We start from the raw sequence: 16,990 nt of genomic DNA, 5'->3' as shown, positions 1-16,990 counted from the left end.
ACGGGGAATGTGCGGGCCGTCTTGATCGTTCACTCTGGGAGTCCCACCCCACAACGTTAGGATCGACCGCTCGTGAGCCAGGTCCCCTCCCTCACCCTCAACAACGGCGTCGAGATGCCGCAGCTCGGTTTCGGAGTCTGGCAGGTGCCGGACGACGAGGCCACGGCCGCGGTCGCCACGGCCATCGAGTCCGGGTACCGCAGCATCGACACCGCCGCGATCTACCGGAACGAGGTGGGCACCGGAAAGGCGATCGCGGCCTCCGGTGTCGCCCGCGAGGACCTCTTCGTCACCACGAAGCTGTGGAACACGGAGCAGGGATACGATGCGACGCTGCGCGCCTTCGACGCCTCCCTCGACAAGCTGGGTCTCGACTACGTCGACCTGTACCTGATCCACTGGCCGGTGCCGGCCAAGGACGCTTACGTGGACACGTACCGGGCGTTCGAGAAGATCTACGCCGACGGCCGCGCGAAGGCCATCGGTGTCTCGAACTTCCTCCCCGAGCACCTGGAGCGACTGCTGGGCGAGACCTCCGTGGTCCCGGCGCTCAACCAGATCGAGCTGCACCCGCAGCTCCAGCAGGCCGAGTCGCGTGCGCTGCACGCCAAGCACGGCATCGCGACCGAGGCCTGGTCGCCGCTCGGCTCGGGCAAGGGCCTCCTGGAGGTCCCGACCGTCGTCGCGGTGGCGCAGAAGCACGGCCGCACCCCGGCCCAGGCGGTGCTGCGCTGGCACCTGCAGACGGGCAACGTGGTGATCCCCAAGTCCGTGACCCCGTCGCGGATCGCGGAGAACATCGACGTGTTCGGCTTCGAGCTGGACGCCGACGACCTGGCCGCGTTCGCGGCGCTGGACGAGGGCAAGCGGCTCGGCCCGAACCCGGGCGAGTTCAACCTCGGCGCCTGAGGCCAGACGTACCGCCTCTGATACACCTGTGACCGCCGCCCGGCCCTGAGCCGGGCGGCGGTTTCGCCGTACAAGCCGTACAAGCCGTACAAGCCCCATGAAGGGACCGGATATGACCGGGGACACCGCACCCGTCGTCGGGGCGGGTCTTTACCGGCTGCGCAATGTGGGCAGCGGGCTGGTGCTGGAGGTGCGGGACGCCGCGAAGGGCGGCGGCGCTCCGGTGCAGCAGAACGAGGAGGCCGCCGACGGATCGGCTGCCCAGCACTGGGAGTTCGTCCCCGTCCACGAGGGCGCGGCCCTGCACCACGTGGTCAACGCCCACAGCGGCAAGCGGCTGGACGTGCGCGGCGCCTCCACGGAGAACGGGGCCGTGATCCAGCAGTGGCGGGCGAACAACTTCGGTGCGCAGGAGTGGCTGATCGAACGCCATCTGGAGGCGCCGGGCACCGTGACGCTCGTCAGCTTCGTGAGCGGACTGGTCCTGGAGGTCGCCGACGGAAGCACGGCGAGGGGGGCGTCCGTGCAGCAGTGGGAGGACACCGACTCCCCCGGCCAGTGGTGGCGGATGGAGCCGGTGTCCGGCACGTCCTGATGCGCTCTCCGGCTCAGTCGCGGCGTTGCAGGATGTAGAGGTCCACGGCATCGGGGTCGCCGACGTAGACGAAGAGCTTCGGACGGCCGGAGGTCCCGAACACCTCCCAGGGGTCCATGGAACAGTCGTCCACGGACACCTCCACCTCCTGGGACCACGGTCCGGCACCCGACTGGTACTGCCAGGTTCCGGTGCCGGTGCACCGGTGCACGACGGGTTCGAAGGAGTCGTCGTTCTCGAACGTCTCCACGCGGTCGGCCATGGCCCTGCCGTCTGCCGCGAGGGTGAGCGTGCCACCCTTCCCGTCGGCCCATGTCCCGGTGACCTGTTGGGCGCTCAGCCACGGCGGCTCGTACCCGATCCCGGCGTGCAGGCCGATCCCGGCGAGCAGACCGGCGGTGGCGACAGCGAGTGTTCCGTAAAGCGCCACCTGTCCGAACATCACGCCGCCGGAGAGCGGAGGGCGGTCCGGCAACAGCAGCCTGCGGGCGACCAGAGCCGCGGCGGCGAGCGCCGCCGTCACCGCGAGCCACCCACCGAGACCCACCGAGGGACCGGCATCCGTGAGCAACGCCGCGGCCAGGGACGGCAGAGCGGTCACCCCGGCCGCAAGCGCCGGGACCCACCACCACGCCTCGCGCCCCGAGAACCTGCGGCCGGTCCATCCGGCCACCACCAGCAGCGGCATCACGACGCCGAGGGACAGCAGATAGCCGAGGACCGCGCCGGCCGCCGCAGCGAACGGCACCAGCACGATCAGGAGGAAGACTCCCAACACGCTGTACGGACCGCCCGGGCTCTCCTCGGTCTGGCCCCACACGAAGAACGCGATCGCCCCGATCACGGCCTCGACGAACAGCACCGACATCGAAGTCACCAGCACGGCACCGAACTTGTCCCTCACGCGCGTCTGCGCCTGCCCCGGATCCCACTTTTCTGAACGCATTCAAATCCCCTCCGCCCCGCATCCTCCTCCCTGCGGAGCGGGTCTGTACACCGACCCCCTCCGTCAAGTGCCCTCCCGCACGGGAGCCGGGGCCGGAGCCGGGCACAGGCAGGCCCCTCCCCCACCGGGAGATGCGTGCGGCGACGCGGACGGGCCTCCTCAGGCGCGGCGGCGGCCCAGGTGGACCGTGCGGGCCATGAGCAGGTAGGTGTCGCGGCGGCGGTGCAGTCCGGCCGGGTCCTCGGGGTCGAGCAGCCGGTCCAGCACCGCGACGTCCTCGGCATCGAGCCGGTCGCGCAGCCCGTCGCGGCGGCGGGTGAGATCGGCGACGACGTGGTCACGCGCGACGTCACCGAGGGGCGCGGCCAGGTCGAGCAGGAAGCTTCGGGTGCCCTGCGGGGTGAGGCCCACCGCGGTGAACAAGGCGGCCCAGTCCTCGTTCTCCCGCCGGGCGTCGGGAAGCACGGCACGCATCTCCTCGAAGACCTCGGCCTGCACCGCCTCCATCCGGGCCTCCAGGCCGGGGCGGCCGAAGCCGAGGTCGCGCGGGAGCTGGCGCGGCTGCAGGCCGCCCTCGACGAGCGCGACGGTGCCGCCGGGGTTCAGCGACGAGGCGAATCCGGCCAGCACGGCGCGTTGGTCGCCCATGTGATGGAGCGTGTTGCCCGCCCACACCAGGTCCGCCCGCCCCAGCTCCGCGAGGCCGGCCGGGATGTCGGCGTGCAGGGTGGAGACCCGGTCCCCGAGCCCGAGCCGCTGCGCGCGGTCGCGGGTGCGCTCCAGCAGGGCGGGCGTTCCGTCGACGGCGACGACCTCCGCCTCGGGGAACGCCTCGGCGAGCAGGCAGGAGATCACGCCCGGCCCGCTGCCGATGTCCAGGACTCGGCGCACCTCGGGTGCGTCGGGCAGACCGGCGATCCAGCGGGCCGCCTCCGTGTACTGCTCACTGCTGAGCTCGGCGTTCTGCTCCAGCAGCGGGCCCATGACGTCCCAGTCGAAGTCGGCGGGGTCGTGGTGGTTTCCGTGGGCACCGCCGTGCCCGTGGTCGTGTCCCTGGCTGCCGTCGTGGTGGTGTCCGTGCGCGGTGTGGTTGCTCATGGGCTCAGCCTCGACACACCTCGACGGTGGCGCAAACTTTGTTGCCGTTACGGCAAGTCCCCGCTCGCACCTACCTGCGGCGGAACGCCAGCAGCCGGTACTCCGGTTCGGCGCGACGGCGGTCGGGATCGGGCAGCGCGGTCAGGACCCGGGCGAGCCGTTCGGCCGCCGCCCCCTCAAGGGCCAGACGCGAGGCGAAGTAGCCGCGCCGCACGCCCTGGGCGGCGTCCTGAGGCGTCCGCCCCTGTCCGTACCCACGGAAGACGGCACTGCCCACCACGTCGAGACCGGACGCGGCGCCGTACTCGACGATCAGCTCCGTACCGTCGGCGGGACTCGGTGCCAGATATGGGGCGAACGCCTCGTCGATGTCGCTGCCGACGTCATGTGCCGCGTCCTTGTCGACCGTGGTGACGAACACTCCGCCGGGCCGCAGCACCCGCGCCGCCTGGGCCACCACCGCCCGCACGGCCCCTTCCTCACGCAGCAGGTGCAGCAGCCAGACCGCCGTCACCGCGTCGACCGCGGCGTCGGGCAGGGGCAGCCGGCGTGCGTCGGCGAGCACCACCGCACCGACGCGCCGCCGGGCGACGTGGGCCATGCCGTGGGCGGCGTCGGAGCCGAACACCCGCAGACCGGGGCGGCCGCCTGCGATCCGCTCGGTGACCAGTCCGGTGCCGCAGCCGATGTCCAGCAGCGTGCGGGTGGCGGGAGGGACCAGGCCGAGCACCGCGCCGGCGGCCGCCTCCGCCCGGGGCACGCCGCCGCGCGTGGCGTCGTAGGTCGCCGCTTCGTCGTCGTAGTCCAGCATCCGGCCGACTGTACGACATGGCCCGTAGTCGCCGCGTACAGAGCTGACACCCGTATTGCCGCTGGGCCACCTGGGCCATAACTTGCCGTTATGGAGCTGGAGTTGCGCCATCTGCGAACCGTACGTGCCATTGCCGACACCGGCAGCCTCACCAAGGCGGCCGCCACTCTCGGGCTTGCCCAGCCCGCTCTGAGCGCACAGCTGCGGCGGATCGAGAAGGCGCTGGGCGGCCCGCTGTTCGACCGGGACCACACCGGTGCGCGGCCGACGCTCCTGGGCGAACTGGTGCTGGAACGGGCGCGGGTGGTGCTGCCGGCCGTCAGCGAGCTCCAGGAGGAGGCGGTGCGGTTCGCGAACGCGTGGGGGGCCATGGAGCGGTTCCGGCTGGGCGGCACGCACGGACCGCTGCTCGGCGGGCTCGTCGACCGGCTGGCCGCGGCGCACCCGGCGGCGCCGGTTTCCACGTACACCTCATGGTCGGTTGCGGAGCTGGCTGCCCAACTGGTCGACGGCAGGCTCGACTTCGTCCTCATCGGGGCTTGCGGCGAGAGCCCGCCGCCGGTCGCCGACCGGCTGGAGTGGCAGGTCGTCGGAATCGATCCTGTCTTCGTGATGCTGCCGGAGAGCCATCCGCTGGCCCGGGAGGCGGAGCTGGAGCTCTCCGCGCTGGCGGACGAGTGCTGGGCGGATGTGCCCGGCGACGGCTGCTTCGCGGACTGCTTCGTGGCCGCCTGCGCGCGGGCCGGCTTCAGCCCGGTGTCGGTGTACGAGACGGACACCGCGTCGGTCGTCCATCTGGTGCAGGTGGGACGCGCGGTCGGGCTGTGCCGCGCGACGTTCCCGCCGACGCCGGGCGTGGTGACCCGCCCGGTGACCGGCTCACCGCTCAGCTGGCGCCATCTGCTTGGCTGGCACCCCCGGTCGGCGGCCGCATCGGCAGCGGCCGGAGCGGTGAGCGGGCACACCCGGGCGGCCTACGCCCAGGCGGTGCAGCGGAGCGACACCTACACACGCTGGCTCGCCGCGCATCCGCGCTTCGGCGCCGCTTCCTGACGAGCCCCCGGCTACTCCGCACCGTGTCCCGGGGCGACGGCCTCGACCCTGGCGGCCAGCCCCAGGTCCTTCTCGGTGACCTTTCCGCCCGCGTCGTGGGAGTTCACGGACAGCGCGACCGTGTTGTAACCGAGCGTGAGATCGGAGTGGTGGTTCAGCTCATCCTGGATCTGGGCGACGTGCACGGTGAGACCGGCGGCGGCGAAGTGTGACGGGAGGCGGTAGGTGCGGGTGATCCGGTCCCCTTCCAGCGTCCAGCCGGGCAGTTCGCGCAGCCGGTTCTCGATCTCGTCCTGGGGCAGCGGTGCGGCAGGCATGCGGTGGCTCCTCGCTAGGGCCTTGCTGGTCGATGATGCCGGTGACGTTACGGTCTCGGTATGACAACTGTCGCGCTTGACACGGGGGTAGGGCCGCTGCTGCGCAGCTGGCGGGAGCGTCGCCGGATCAGCCAGCTGGAGCTGGCGCTGCGGGCCGACTCGTCGGCCCGGCACATCTCCTTCATCGAAACAGGCCGTTCCCGCCCCAGCGAGGAGATGGTCCTGCGGCTGGCCGGCCATCTGGACGTGCCGGTGCGGGAACGCAACGCCCTTCTGGTGGTGGCCGGTTACGCACCGCGGTACACGGAGACCGCGCTCGGCGACCCGGCGATGGGTGCGCTGCGCGAGGGCATGGACCGGCTGCTCCAGGGGTACGACCCGTATCCGGCGTTCGTCGTCGACGGCCTGTACACGGTGGTGGCGGCCAATCAGGGGATGACCCGGATGCTGGACGGGGTGGCGGAGCATCTGCTCACCCCGCCGCTGAACGCGATGCGCCTCACGCTGCACCCTGAGGGGCTGGCTCCGCGGATCCGTAATCTGCGCGAGTGGCGGGCCGATCTGCTGGCTCAGATGGAGCGTCAGATCGCCCTGGTCCGTTCGGCGGAGCTGCGTGCCCTGTACGAGGAGGTCGCGGACTATCCCGTACCCGTGGGGGCGGATGGTGACGCGGACCGGTCCGCACCCTCGTCCTCGGTTCCGTTCGCCCTGCCCCTGGTGATCGAGCACGGGGGGCGGTCGCTCTCCTTCGTCGCGTCCATCGCGACGTTCAACACCCCCATGGACGTGACGGTCGCGGAGCTGGCCATCGAGACGCTGCTGCCGGCCGACCCGGCCACCGCCGCGTATCTGAGGTCGCTCATTTGCTGACGACGGGCAGTGCCCACGGGGCGTCCGCCCTGGCCAGGACCTGCGCGGCCAGACACACCACGCCGAGGATCACGACGGCCAGCAGGAGCGGCAGGATCGGATGACCGTGCAGCACGGCCACCGCCCCGACGAGGGCGCCCGCCAGCATGGCGGCGGCCGAGAGGACCCGGCGGCCCGCCTTGCTGCCGGGGCCTCCGGCCAGTCGGCCGTCGGAGGCGATGCCGGTGATGGTCAGGGTCAGCACGGTCGTCTTGAGATCGGGGACGGCGAGCGCCCGTGCGAGGGAGTTCTGCAGGCCGAGGCCCAGGGCGAGCAGCACGATGAGGGTGAAGCGCACACCGCCGGTGTACGGGCTGCCCGAGAAGAGCGTGACGACCAGGGCGGCCAGGACGCACACCGTTTCCGCGCACAGGGCGTGCAGCAGCATGCGACCGCGGTGGGCGTGGGAGCGGTGGACGATCCGCCCTCCGGCCACCGCCCCCACCACGAACCCGCCGAGGGCGACGAACGAGGCGGCCAGGGAGAACCCCGGAGCTCCGGCGAAGGCGAACCCGGCGAAGACCACGTTGCCGGTCATGTTCGCGACGAACACCCGGCCGAGCTCCAGATAGCTGACGGCGTCGACCAGTCCGGTGACGACGGTCAGGGCGAGCATCAGCGGCGGCAGCGGTCCGTGCCGGTCGTTCATGTCCGGTACGAGGGTGGTCCATGCCTCACGCAGTACTACGGGCACGGGCATGGGCATGGGCACCGGCACGCTCCGATCACAAAATGGGGTGATCAGGATTGTGCCGTCGTGGCCGGGCCCCAACGCCATGGCCGATGCGCGTCGCCCCTGTTCCGCTCGAACGGCGCAGGGGCGACGGACCGGCACATGGCCGGATCGGTGGAGGCAACGGGCACCACGCGCCCCTTTGCCGGGGAAGCGCGGGCGGCACGCGCGCCCGTTGCCGAGGACGCCGGGCGGCACGCGCGCCCGATATCGAGGACGCCGGCTACACGCGCGCCCCGTTGTCGAGCGGGTCGCGCTGCCCGGCCCCGGACTTCCTGCGCGGGGTGCGGGCGGGCGGCGGGGCCTTGCTGCTGCGCTCCAGGAGCAGGGCGGCGGGTACGGCGGTCATGACCGAGGAGTACGTACCGACGACGATGCCGATCAGCAGGGCGAGGGCGAAGTCGGCGAGGGAGTCGCCGCCCAGCACCGCCAGCGCGACGAGGATGAACAGGGCACCCATCCCGGTGTTGACGGTTCTGGGGACGGTCTGCAGGACGGCCCGGTTCGCCACGTCCGCCAGGGGCTGCCTACGGGCCTTCGCCCACAGTTCCCTGACCCGGTCGAAGACGACGACCGAGTCGTTGACGGAGTACCCGATGACGGTGAGGAGCGCCGCCAGGAAGATGCCGTCGACGGTGCGCCCCAGCCAGGCGAAGGCCCCGACCAGGATGATCACGTCATGGACGAGCGCGCCGACGGAGGCCACGGCGAACGTCCACCGGAACCGGATCGCGAGATAGCCCAGTTGGACGAGTACGGCGATGGCCAGGGCGATCAGTGCGTTGCGCCGCAGTTCGTCGCCCAGGCTGGGGCCGATGAGTTCGTCGCGGACCTTGGTCGTCTCGCCGCCCTCGGCGGCGAGGGCGGCGCGCAGTGCGTGTTCGCCGTCGTTGTCCAGGTTCCCGGTCCGCACCGAGATGTCACCGGCGCCGGCCGTGGTGACCTCCGCGTCGCCGAAGCCCGCACCGGCCAGCGCGGTGCGCGCGCTCTCCACGTCGACGGGACGGCTGGTGGCGTACTCGACGAGCCGGCCACCGGTGAACTCGACACCCAGGTTGACGCCGCGCACGAGGATGCCCGCCACCGCGACCGCGATGAGGACGGTGGAGATCAGCAGCCAGCGCCGGGGTGAGCGCATCAGCTGCGGATCGCGGCGGGCGATCCAGGTCCGTACCCGGCCGGGGCTCGCGATGCCGTTGACGCCCCGGTAGTCACTGACGAACCGGGAACGGGCGGCCGTCTCCGTGAGGGCTCGGGCGATGACGAGCGCGGAGAACATCGACGCGAGGACGCCGATGCCGAGCGTGACACCGAAGCCCTTGACCGGGCCGGAGCCGAGGAAGAAGAGCAGGCCCGCCGCGATGAGCGTCGTCACGTTGGAGTCCGCGACGGCGCTCCAGGCGTGCCGGAAGCCCGCGGTGAGCGAGGTGCGCAGGGACTTGCCTGGGCGGAGTGCGTACTCCTCTCTTGCCCGTTCGAAGACCAGCACGTTCGCGTCGACCGCCATCCCGATGGCCAGGACGAACCCGGCGAGTCCGGGCAGCGTGAGCGTGACGCCGAGCGCGACCAGCGCGGCGTACGAGATGACTCCGTAGGCGCCGAGAGCAACCGCGGCGAGCGCGCCGAAGAGCCGGTAGACGACGGTGATGAACAGTGCCGTGGCCGCGGCGCCGATGACGGCGGCGCGGGCACTGGCGTCGATGGCGGCGGCGCCCAGCGTCGGGCCGACCGTCCGCTGCTCGACGATCTCGACGGGCACGGGCAGTGCTCCGCCCTGGATCAGCAGGGCCAGTTCACGGGCCTCGTCGGCGCTGAAGGAGCCGGTGATCTGGGTGGATCCGGAGGGCAGGCCGGTGTTGCAGGCGACGGTCGGGGAGACCTGCGGCGAGGAGATCACCTGTTTGTCGAGGACGATGGCGACGCGGCGCCGCTCGTCCTGGACGGGGTGGCAGGCCGCCTCACCGGTCAGCCGGGTCCAGTCCCGGCCGGCGTCCTTGTGGAAGTCGAGGGAGACGCTCCAGCCGGCGCCCTGCTGGGCGTCGAACGCGGCGGAGGCCTCCTTGACGCCCGCGCCCGAGAGCGCGGCGGGGCCGAGGGCGAGAGTGCGGCCCTGTTCGTCGGGGAGCGTGAGCCCTTCGCCGCCCGGGGTACCCGGGCCCTGTACGGCGTGGAAGGTGAGCTGGGCGGTCTTGCCGATGACCTCGGCGGCCTTGCGGGGGTCCTGGACGTCCGGGAGTTCGACGATGATCCGGTCCTCGCCGGAGCGGGTCAGGGTCGGCTCCGTGACGCCGAGCGAGTCGATGCGCTTGCGCAGCACCTCCAGGGTGCGGTCGGTGCTCTCCCGGTCGGCCTTGGCGGTGTCGGAGTCCTTGGCCTGCAGCACCATGCGGGTGCCGCCCTGAAGATCGAGGCCGAGTCTGGGGGACATGGTCAGCGTGATGAGCACGGAGACGAGCAGTACGGCCGCAGCCAGAACCGCCCGCACCGTGGTGGCGCGGGTCATGCGTGTTTCCTCCGAGGGGCGGCCGGACACGGCCCGGCACCCCGAAGGGCGCTAGGACGGCGTGTGCGGCACGGCAGTGATGGGGGGCGGGACCGGTGACGGGTCCCCGGACCGGTGAGCGGCGGCCCTCGGAGGCCCGCGTACGCCGGGAAGCGCAGCGCGGAAACGGTCGGCGGAGCCCGCGGGTGCGGCGGGTGCGGATCCTGGGACGGGGTGCGGGGGCGGGACCCCGGGCGGGAGCGGTGGCAGGGAACCGGGACCGGGCGGTGGCAGGTGCTGCGGGGTACGGGGATGCTCTGCGGCGGCCCACGGCTGGGGTGCCGTCGCCGGTCCGGGGCGGTGGACTCCGGGGGCGGTGACCGCCCCGGACCGGCTGGGGCCGGTCCGGGTGTCGCGGTCGCCCGGTGCCCGGCCGGCCGGGTGGGTCCGCACGGTGCGGTCCGTGCGGAGCGAGCGGTCGGTACCGAGGGCGGACGGCCGGCTTCCGGCCGGACTGTCGGCGGTGGGGGCCGTACCGGCGGACGAGCGGATGGGGAGTCCGGCCCCGGCCGCTGCGGGTGCGCCGCCCGCGACGGCGAGGACGGCCAGGAGCAGCGCGACAAGGAACTGACGTGCCGCCGCCGCGCGTCCGGGGTGCGCCGGGTCGTCCGGCCGGCTCCCGGGAGGCGCGTTCCCCCGGGGCGGCCCCGGGAGGGGGGTCACCCGGATCGACCGGGCAGGGCCGGTGCGGCGGAGGCGTGACGGAGTACGGAGCTGAGGATCAGCCCGGCACCGCGCACGACCGTGGTCGCCGGATCTTCCGTGAGCCGGACGGGGGTGCCGAGGCGGACCGCGATCCGGTGGGTGATGTCCGGGCGCAGCGCACCGCCTCCGGCGAGCAACGGACCTCTGCGCAGGGCTCCGAGCACCGCGCCGTGCCGGTCCTGGTGCCACATCCCCATGACCATGTCCAGGACGGCCCGGACGACGGCGGTGGGTGCCTCGCCGGGTTCCATGTCGCTCGTACCGGTCTCGGCCAGGCGCGCGTCGCGGACCCTTCCGTCGACGAGGAGGGTCGCTTCGGTCAGTTCGGCACCGATGTCGACGACGAGGAGCGGGCCGCCGTCATGCGGTCCGGCGCAGGCCGCAGCGGCCCTGGCGCTGTCCAGGACGATGACGCTCGACGGGCCGAGCGCGGTGAGGATGTCCCGGGCGGCGGTGCGGTGTCCTGATCCGGCGAGGACGGGCCGGCTGAGGACGATCACCGTGTCGCTGCGGTCGGCGCCCAGGGCGGTGTCCGCGATCCGGGCGAGCATCCGGCCGCAGGACTCCGTGTCGACGATGCGTCCGCGCCGGACCGGACGGCCGCCGTGCCCGTACTCACCGGCCGGGTCGGATCCGGTGTCCGCGACGACGCCCTGTCCGGGGATCCAGGCGCGGGTCCGGGAGCTGCCGAGGTCGATGGCGAGCCCGCGGGTGATCCCGCGGTGCTGCCGGTGCTGCCGGTGAACGGAGCGAGCCTCTCGCTGTCCGTCGCGCAAAGAACGCATCGCCCCTCACCCCCGGCCCGCTACTGCGGCCGTTCACACACCCATTGACCCGCAGATAGCGAGGCATGGCCGAACCATCACTATGCAATAGGGAGGCAAAGAAAGCCACTCCCGCAGCAAATCGAAGGACTCGACTCAGCAGGGAAGCGCGGCGCCGGACATGAACGGTTCCGCGCCGCCAGGACACCCGCGGCCGACCGGCGCGCGGCCGCGGGCCACGCCCACGCCGCGGGACGCGTCCATGCCAACGGCCCACGCACGACCTGACGCCACCCGGCCGCCGGACGCAGTTCCTCGTCCGGCGGCCGCACGGTCGAACGGTCGCGCACTCACACAGCCACACCCCCGCACCCCCACGCGGTCACGCGGTCACGCGGTCACGCGGTCACGCGGTCACGCGGTCACGCCTCGGACGGCAGGAACTCCGCGATCAGTTCCGCGAACTCCTCCGGGTCGGCGATCCGGACACCCAGCTCCTCCGCCTTGGTTCGCTTGGAGCCGGCCTTCTCGCCGGCCACCAGGAGCGTGGTGCGCTTGGAGACACTGGAGGAGGACTTCCCGCCGGAGCGCTCGATCAGCTCGTTCATCTGATTGCGCGAGAGCTTCTCCAGGGCCCCGGTCATCGCTCCGGTGACCACCACGGTCATCCCGTCCAGCGGCCGCCCGTCCACGCCCTCGCCGTCCGTCGCCGCGTCGCCCTCCTCGCCCGGTTCCGGCGGCGGTGTCGCGCCCGGCTCGGTCATGGTGACCCCGGCGGCGACCAGCTTCTCGATCAGCGGGGCAAGCTCAACCAGCTCCGCGACGACACCGGCGGCCTTCTCCTTGCCGATGCCGTCGACCCGCTGGAGGGACTCGGCGTCGGCGGCTCTGATCCGGTCCATGTCCGCGAAGTAGCGGGCGATCCGCCGGGACATGGAGCGCCCGGTGCCTCGGACTCCCAGGGCGCAGAAGACCCGGGAGAGCGGCTGTGCGCGTGCCGCGTCGATCGCTTCGATGAGATTGTCGGTGCTGGTCTCGCCCATCCGCTCCAGCGCGAGCAGCTGCTCGCGCTCCAGGGTGAACAGATCCGCGAAGTCCGCGACCAGTCCGGCGTCGACGAGCTGGACGACCCTGGTCGCGCCGAGTCCCTCGATGTCGAGCTGGTCGCGCCCCGCCGCGTACGAGATGGAAGCCACCAGGCGGCAGTTGCGGCCCCGGACACAGCGCCAGCGCTGCTCGCTGGTGTCGATCTCGGAGCCGCACTGCGGGCACGCTTCGGGGAAGACGACCGGCTGCTCCTCTCCGGTCCGCAGGTGTGCGACGGGGGCCTCGATGCGGGGAATGATGTCGCCCGCCTTGTAGACCATCACGTGGTCGCCGATGCGCAGATCACGGCGGGTGATGTCGGCCGGATTGTGGAGGGTGGCGAAGCTGACGGTCGATCCGTCGATCTCGACCGGCTCCAGCACGGCGCGCGGCGCGATGATGCCGGTACGGCCCACGTTCCACTCGACGCCGAGCAGGCGGGTGACCTTCTCCACGGCCGGCAGCTTGTACGCGATGGCCCAGCGCGGCGCCCGGGTGCCCGAGCCCGCGTCCCGCTGGTCGGCGGCCAGGTCCGCCTTGATGACGATGCCGTCGATACCGAAGGGCAACGAGGCGCGCAGCGACGCGACTTCCTCGATCCGCGCCTGGGCGTCCTCGACCGTGGTGACGGTGCGCGGCGCCACCGCCGTGTCCGCCGCCGTGTGGACACCGAGCCCCGCCGCATAGCCGAGGGTCTCGCTGTGGGGCAGCTCGGCCGGTGTGGTGGTGAGCCCATCCGATTCGGGCAGCGCGACCACGCCGTACGCGAAGAACGTCATCTCCACCGTGTAGGGACGGTCCTTGGCGCGCAGGGTGCCCGCCGCGCCGTTGCGTGCGTTGGCGAAGGGTGCGCCGCCGTGTTCGGTGCGGAGCGTGTTGGCCTGCTCGAACTGCTCGGTCGTCATCAGGATCTCGCCGCGCATCTCGATCGTGACCGGCTCGGCGAGCTGCCGGGGCAGGCCGACGACGGTGCCGATCGCATGCGACACGTCCTCGCCCGCGGTGCCGTCGCCCCGAGTGATCAGCTGCTCCAGCCGGCCGGCGCGGTAACGGGCCGCGACCGCGAGGCCGTCGAGCTTCGGCTCGACGCTCCAGGCGGCGACCGGGCGGCCGATCCGACGCTCCAGCGAGGCCGTCCAGGTGGCGAACTGCTCGGCCGAGAAGACGTTGTCCAGGGAGAGCATCGGGACCGTGTGCGGCACGTCCCCGACCGCCACGCCTCCGGCGACCTTCCCGGTCGGGGACTCGGCCAGCACGTCCTGCGGGTGGTCCTGCTCGTATGCGGCGATCCCGCGCGCCAGCCGGTCGTACGCATCGTCGTCGAGCGTGCTCTCGCCCGTGGCGTAGTACGCGGCGGCGGCCTGCGACGCTTCTTCGACCGCGGCGGCGTAGGCGGCGGTATCGGCGAGCACAACAGCTGAGTTCGTCATGCCCCCATCCTGCCGTCCACCACTGACAACGCCCTGGTCATGGGGGCCGGGGGCCGCTCCGGGGCAGCCGCGGAGCCCCGTCCGCCCCCTATGCGGTGCCATCCGTCGAAACCTCACCTAAGAGAGCGCTCTCCCGCCGCAGGGGCGCTTCAACTAGGTTCAACAGGAAGGGAATTGCAGCTCAGCTCCTTCTATTGACATGCCCGGGACGCACTCCTACGTTCCATCGAGAGAGCGCTCTCTCACATGGTCCAGGAATCCCCCACTTCCCCCGAACAGGAGTGCCGTGCTCTTCTTCCGTCATCGACGCACAGGCGACGAAAGCCGCCGCGGAACCCTTCCGTCCAGGCATCGCCGCGCGGCGGCGCTGGTCGCCGCCGCGCTCGCCCTGTCCTTCCTCCAGGCGACTACCGGCAGCGCGTCCGCCGGGCCGGACACCGGGGCCGCACCTGCCCCCGAGGCCGCCGCGGACGTCGTCCGGGTCGCCGAGTTCCTCGCCGAGTGCCCGTACACCCACCGGGCTCCCGACGACCCGATCGTCTTCCCCGGGCTGCCCGGGGCCTCGCACATGCACAGCTTCTTCGGAAACGACTCGACGAACGGCAACTCCGACCTCGCCTCGCTGGAGAAGGCAAGGACCAGTTGCGCGCCCGACACGGACCTGTCGTCGTACTGGGTGCCGACCCTGTACGACGGCGGCACGGAGGTCGAACCCACCGGCACCACGTTCTACTACCTGGGCGAGGGCGTCCGGGACGACATCATCCAGCGGATCCAGCCCTTTCCCCGCGGACTGCGGATCGTCGCGGGGAACGCCAAGGCGACCGGTCCGGACGACAACACGATCTCGCGCTGGTCGTGCCTGCATCACGGGGAGGTCAACCCGTCCCACGACTTCGTGAACTGCCCGGCGGGCGCGATGCTGGAGTCCTATCTGGACTTCCCGCAGTGCTGGAACGGCCGTGACCTCGACTCCGCCGACCACAAGAGCCACATGGCCTATCCGGTCGGCGGCGAATGCCCCTCGACCCACCCGGTGCCGGTTCCCAAACTGCGCCAGGTACTGCGGTATCCCGTCAACGGTGACCCGGCGCGGCTGCGACTGGCGTCGGGCCGGGGCTACACGATGCACGGCGACTTCTTCAACGTGTGGCCCGAGGCCGAGATGGCGCAGCGTGTCCGCGACTGCATCAACGCCATCGTGAAGTGCGGCGCCGACGGCACCCCCTGACGCTCCACCAACCGTCCGTCGCCCGTCCGGGGCCACCCGCCCCGGACGGGCCCTTTCCCGAGGACCTCGTGATGAAGGCGGCCCGCACCACCGCTGCGCTGTTCCTGCTGCTCCTCCTGGCCGGCTGCGCGGCCCCGGCGGACGCTCCGCGTCCGTCCGCATCCGCTCCCCCGGCCTCCGCTCCCCCGCTCTCCACCCCGGCCGATCCGACGGACGCCGCCTGGGTCCAGCTGATGACCCCGATGAACGAGCAGGCCGTGGCGCTGCTCTCACTCGCCGGGAAGCGGGCGGCTGACCCCCGGATACGGAGCTGGGCGGCCGCGCTGCGGTCCGCCCAGAACGGTGAACTCACCCGGCTGCGGCCGCTGCTGGCCCGCATGGGGCTGCCGGACACCAATGTGCACGAGGGGCACGACATGCCGGGAATGGTCACGGAGCACGATCTCGAACGGGCCCGCACCGTCGAGGGCGGTGCGTTCGACCGCTTCCTCGTGGCGCGGATCCGCGACCATCTGCGCCAGTCCGCACAGGTGTCGCGCTCCGAGACGAAGGCCGGCACCCGCCCGGACGCCCGACGGCTCGCCGCCGCCCTGGTGTCGGCCCGCCGGGCCGAACTCGACCGGCTCACAGGCCTGTCGGACCTCGTCGGCTGACGCCTCCACAGCCGTACGCCCGAAGCCTCGACGGCCGTTTCGGCCTCGCTCGAACCACCCGGTATAAAGACTGCATGACTGCCGACACACCGCTGCCCGCCCGTCCCGCCACGTTGGAGGACGTCGCCGGGGTGGCAGGGGTGTCCCGGGCGACGGTGTCCCGCGTGATCAACGGGGCGACCACCGTGGACCCGGCGCTGCGGCGGATGGTCCAGGAGGCGGTGGACGCCACCGGCTACGTGCCCAACCGCGCGGCCCGCTCGCTGGTCACCCGGCGCACCGACTCGATCGCTCTCGTCGTGTCGGAACGGGAACGGCGCACCGTGTCCGAGCCCTTCATCGGCCGGATGTTCTCCGATCCGTACTTCGGACGGGTGGTCAGCGGACTTCTCGAGGTGCTGCGCCCGGCGGGCATCCAGCTGGTGCTGATGCTGGCCGACGACCAGGAGTCCCGCGACCAGTTGCTGTCGTACCTGCGCCACGGGCATGTGGACGGGGTGGTGCTGATCTCGTCGCACGCGGACGATCCGCTCCCCGGCCTGCTGCACGACACCCGGCTGCCCGCCGTGCTCGCCGGACAGCCCCGCAGGCCGACGCCGATCACCTACGTCGAGGCGGACCAGCTGGCCGGGGCCCGGCTTGCCGCCGATCACCTGGCCTCGCTGGGCCGCCACCGGATCGGCACCGTGGCGGGACCGCAGGACATGCCGGCCGGCCAGGCGCGGCTCACGGGCTTCCTCGACGCACTACGCGCACACGGCATCCAGGACGTGGCCGCCGCCGAGGGCGACTTCACGCACGCGGGCGGGGCTGCGGCGATGCGGCGGCTGCTCGCGGACCGTCCGGACCTGGACGCGGTGTTCATCGCGTCGGACCTGATGGCTCTGGGTGCCATTCCGGTGCTGCTGCGGGCCGGCAAGGACGTTCCGGAGGATGTCGCCCTCGTCGGGTTCGACGACAGCAGTGCGGCCCTGGCCTGCGATCCGCCGCTGACGACGGTGCGGCAGCCGGTGGAGGAGATGTCCGCGGAGATGGCCCGGCTGCTGTTGAAGCAGATCGGCAAGCCCGGTGTGCCGGCGCCGTCCGTGATCTTCCATCCCACGCTGGTCCGGAGGCAGTCGGCCTGACCGGGGCCCTCCCCGGTGCGGTCGGCCCGCGCGCCGCTGCCCGCGTCCGTCTCCTGCCTGGAGAGCCGGGAAGGCCCGGCG

Annotated in this window: 15 protein-coding genes; 7 read left to right on the top strand and 8 right to left on the bottom strand. The window is 72.2% G+C overall.

Features of this window, described 5'->3' with window-relative positions; translation table 11 throughout:
- Positions 1–72 precede the first annotated feature (72 nt).
- Together ABT025_RS21140 and ABT025_RS21135 are read left to right on the top strand one after the other, a co-directional pair.
- Complete coding sequence (locus ABT025_RS21140) at positions 73–909, top strand: aldo/keto reductase (RefSeq protein ID WP_350996489.1); 837 nt, start codon at positions 73–75, stop codon at positions 907–909.
- Positions 910–1,021: 112 nt separating this feature from the next.
- Positions 1,022–1,504, top strand: coding sequence for an RICIN domain-containing protein (locus ABT025_RS21135; RefSeq protein WP_350996486.1), 483 nt, complete (start codon positions 1,022–1,024; stop codon positions 1,502–1,504).
- A gap of 13 nt (positions 1,505–1,517) precedes the next feature.
- Here the strand turns inward: ABT025_RS21135 and ABT025_RS21130 are convergent, their stop codons facing one another.
- The 3 genes from ABT025_RS21130 to ABT025_RS21120 form a co-directional block, all read right to left on the bottom strand.
- Entirely contained in the window at positions 1,518–2,450 is a 933-nt protein-coding gene (locus tag ABT025_RS21130) for a hypothetical protein (protein WP_350996483.1), read from the bottom strand.
- 159 nt (positions 2,451–2,609) lie between these two features.
- Complete coding sequence (locus ABT025_RS21125; RefSeq protein WP_350996480.1) at positions 2,610–3,548, bottom strand: class I SAM-dependent methyltransferase; 939 nt, start codon at positions 3,546–3,548, stop codon at positions 2,610–2,612.
- 70 nt (positions 3,549–3,618) lie between these two features.
- Entirely contained in the window at positions 3,619–4,359 is a 741-nt protein-coding gene (locus tag ABT025_RS21120) for a class I SAM-dependent methyltransferase (protein ID WP_350996477.1), read from the bottom strand.
- A 90-nt stretch (positions 4,360–4,449) separates the two neighbouring features.
- Here ABT025_RS21120 and ABT025_RS21115 point away from each other — a divergent pair, with 90 nt between their 5' ends.
- Positions 4,450–5,412 (top strand): LysR family transcriptional regulator, encoded by a 963-nt coding sequence (locus ABT025_RS21115; protein WP_350996474.1) that lies wholly within the window; start codon positions 4,450–4,452, stop codon positions 5,410–5,412.
- An 11-nt stretch (positions 5,413–5,423) separates the two neighbouring features.
- Here the strand turns inward: ABT025_RS21115 and ABT025_RS21110 are convergent, their stop codons facing one another.
- On the bottom strand, positions 5,424–5,729 hold the full coding sequence (locus ABT025_RS21110) for a 4a-hydroxytetrahydrobiopterin dehydratase (RefSeq protein ID WP_350996471.1): 306 nt from the start codon (positions 5,727–5,729) through the stop codon (positions 5,424–5,426).
- A 60-nt stretch (positions 5,730–5,789) separates the two neighbouring features.
- On the opposite strand from ABT025_RS21110, the gene ABT025_RS21105 reads away from it, so the two are divergent.
- The gene (locus tag ABT025_RS21105) at positions 5,790–6,599 is read left to right on the top strand and encodes a helix-turn-helix domain-containing protein (RefSeq protein WP_350996469.1); all 810 of its coding nucleotides are present in this window, start codon (positions 5,790–5,792) and stop codon (positions 6,597–6,599) included.
- Here ABT025_RS21105 and ABT025_RS21100 read toward each other — a convergent pair.
- From ABT025_RS21100 to ligA, 4 genes are all read right to left on the bottom strand, one after another.
- Entirely contained in the window at positions 6,589–7,332 is a 744-nt protein-coding gene (locus ABT025_RS21100) for a YoaK family protein (RefSeq protein WP_350996536.1), read from the bottom strand. The two genes, ABT025_RS21105 and ABT025_RS21100, sit on opposite strands and share 11 nt — an antisense overlap.
- Positions 7,333–7,594: 262 nt before the next feature.
- Positions 7,595–9,874, bottom strand: a complete 2,280-nt coding sequence (gene secD / locus ABT025_RS21095; protein WP_350996466.1) for a protein translocase subunit SecD — start codon at positions 9,872–9,874, stop codon at positions 7,595–7,597.
- A gap of 698 nt (positions 9,875–10,572) precedes the next feature.
- The gene (locus ABT025_RS21090; RefSeq protein WP_350996463.1) at positions 10,573–11,403 is read right to left on the bottom strand and encodes a rod shape-determining protein; all 831 of its coding nucleotides are present in this window, start codon (positions 11,401–11,403) and stop codon (positions 10,573–10,575) included.
- Between the two features lie 401 nt (positions 11,404–11,804).
- On the bottom strand, positions 11,805–13,898 hold the full coding sequence (ligA, locus tag ABT025_RS21085; RefSeq protein WP_350996460.1) for an NAD-dependent DNA ligase LigA: 2,094 nt from the start codon (positions 13,896–13,898) through the stop codon (positions 11,805–11,807).
- A gap of 286 nt (positions 13,899–14,184) precedes the next feature.
- On the opposite strand from ligA, the gene ABT025_RS21080 reads away from it, so the two are divergent.
- From ABT025_RS21080 to ABT025_RS21070, 3 genes are all read left to right on the top strand, one after another.
- Positions 14,185–15,129, top strand: coding sequence for a DUF1996 domain-containing protein (locus ABT025_RS21080; protein ID WP_350996457.1), 945 nt, complete (start codon positions 14,185–14,187; stop codon positions 15,127–15,129).
- 71 nt (positions 15,130–15,200) lie between these two features.
- The gene (locus ABT025_RS21075; protein ID WP_350996454.1) at positions 15,201–15,782 is read left to right on the top strand and encodes a DUF305 domain-containing protein; all 582 of its coding nucleotides are present in this window, start codon (positions 15,201–15,203) and stop codon (positions 15,780–15,782) included.
- 74 nt (positions 15,783–15,856) lie between these two features.
- Positions 15,857–16,909, top strand: a complete 1,053-nt coding sequence (locus ABT025_RS21070) for a LacI family DNA-binding transcriptional regulator (RefSeq protein ID WP_350996451.1) — start codon at positions 15,857–15,859, stop codon at positions 16,907–16,909.
- The last annotated feature ends 81 nt before the right edge of the window (positions 16,910–16,990 follow it).

Source organism: Streptomyces sp. NPDC002809 (genome assembly GCF_040295435.1).
Taxonomy (GTDB): Bacteria; Actinomycetota; Actinomycetes; order Streptomycetales; family Streptomycetaceae; genus Streptomyces.
This window is presented reverse-complemented; position numbering and strand designations above follow the sequence as displayed.

Bases quoted from the DNA above. Each gene is read 5' to 3' on its own strand.
- ABT025_RS21135 (WP_350996486.1), top strand. From the start codon at position 1,022: ATGACCGGGGACACCGCACCCGTCGTCGGGGCGGGTCTTTACCGGCTG.
- ABT025_RS21130 (WP_350996483.1), bottom strand. From the start codon at position 2,450: ATGCGTTCAGAAAAGTGGGATCCGGGGCAGGCGCAGACGCGCGTGAGG.
- ABT025_RS21125 (WP_350996480.1), bottom strand. From the start codon at position 3,548: ATGAGCAACCACACCGCGCACGGACACCACCACGACGGCAGCCAGGGA.
- ABT025_RS21120 (WP_350996477.1), bottom strand. From the start codon at position 4,359: ATGCTGGACTACGACGACGAAGCGGCGACCTACGACGCCACGCGCGGC.
- ABT025_RS21115 (WP_350996474.1), top strand. From the start codon at position 4,450: ATGGAGCTGGAGTTGCGCCATCTGCGAACCGTACGTGCCATTGCCGAC.
- ABT025_RS21110 (WP_350996471.1), bottom strand. From the start codon at position 5,729: ATGCCTGCCGCACCGCTGCCCCAGGACGAGATCGAGAACCGGCTGCGC.
- ABT025_RS21105 (WP_350996469.1), top strand. From the start codon at position 5,790: ATGACAACTGTCGCGCTTGACACGGGGGTAGGGCCGCTGCTGCGCAGC.
- secD (WP_350996466.1), bottom strand. From the start codon at position 9,874: ATGACCCGCGCCACCACGGTGCGGGCGGTTCTGGCTGCGGCCGTACTG.
- ABT025_RS21090 (WP_350996463.1), bottom strand. From the start codon at position 11,403: ATGCGTTCTTTGCGCGACGGACAGCGAGAGGCTCGCTCCGTTCACCGG.
- ligA (WP_350996460.1), bottom strand. From the start codon at position 13,898: ATGACGAACTCAGCTGTTGTGCTCGCCGATACCGCCGCCTACGCCGCC.
- ABT025_RS21075 (WP_350996454.1), top strand. From the start codon at position 15,201: ATGAAGGCGGCCCGCACCACCGCTGCGCTGTTCCTGCTGCTCCTCCTG.
- ABT025_RS21070 (WP_350996451.1), top strand. From the start codon at position 15,857: ATGACTGCCGACACACCGCTGCCCGCCCGTCCCGCCACGTTGGAGGAC.